The 1,156-nt window shown below is 39.6% G+C and carries 1 pseudogene; it reads left to right on the top strand.

Going from position 1 to position 1,156, the window contains the following annotated elements:
- Positions 1 to 918: 918 nt before the first annotated feature.
- Positions 919 to 1,156, top strand: a pseudogene (locus ACUVJL_RS06685) (glycosyl transferase group 1); the annotation flags it as partial.

Here is a 1,156-nt window from a genome sequence, read left to right as displayed (position 1 = left end):
AAGGCTGGTTTGGAGAGAGTCGCTCGTAAATATGACGTTGCCAACCTAACATTAGCTTTGTTAGGTTTAAGCTCGAATACCTAATGTTTTAGGTGAGCGGCTTTTCTTTGTACATGATTGTACGAGATCGTGTTTATTTTATGCTCGTAAAAATTCTCACTCTGCTCGCCAGACTACTTTTGTGAACGGAAAAGATATGAATATTCAAACTATCTCCTCGCTGCCAAAATAATCAACGATATTGATTTTTTTTAATGCTTTATGAGCATTAATTTTTTTGCAATGCGTGATAAATTTTTAGGAGAAAATTTTCGACAAAATCTTTCAGAAATTGCTTTTAAAACCTGGTCGAGTCATATTGAATTTAACTCTCTATATTGGCTGATGATAACAGTTAAAAACTGGCTCTCTATCTACCTGTGGATAGACAATACTTTTACCAAAGACTAAAAATGCGATATCCTCGATCGGCACCAATATGCTAATCGGCAGTCTGGTCGGACGCGCCGCGCCAACTTAATAAATCTTAAATTTTGCTTGGGGTAGGATATTGTAAAAAATCATTAAGTTTACAGTCAATTACGGTAGATTATAGTAAAGTGCAAACAAAGTCTCGCGCTCACCCATGCAGCTAGTAAAAAAACCCTAGTAAAAAAGCAGATAGTCGCTCAAAACCAACGGTGAGAGTAGGCGAGTCAAATATTGGCCTGTAAAACCTGCAATTATAGTCATCATGACATGGTTTAAAAGCTGTGGATAATGGCGATCGCCCGGACCCGCAAAATCACTATAGCAATCCTTGGAGGAGTCGTAAATTTTTTACCCCACCCCAACCCTCCCCGAACTCGCGGCCCGGGAGTAAGAAATTCACAGATGATTTACGATTGCTATATACTGCAATAATTGTCTGCGCTGTCAATGGGTAAATCTGAGATGCGATCGGCAAATCACCTATTCTGTTTCCTAGAAATATTTGCCAGCGAAGGTGGCATTCAATCCTATGTTAAAGACATTTTCAAAGCTTACCTGTCCATAACCGCAGGGACAAACTCGCCGCCACAAGCTGAAGTTTTGCTGTTGCGAGATTCCCCAGACTGCAACAATCCTTATGAGTCAAAAAATCTGAAATTTTATTACCTCAAAACCGAGAATGCCG

The sequence above is a fragment of the Microcoleus sp. OTE_8_concoct_300 genome (assembly GCF_031383065.1).
GTDB lineage: Bacteria > Cyanobacteriota > Cyanobacteriia > Cyanobacteriales > Microcoleaceae > Microcoleus.
Note: the sequence above shows the minus strand (reverse complement) of the source record. Positions and strands in the feature narration are given on the sequence as shown.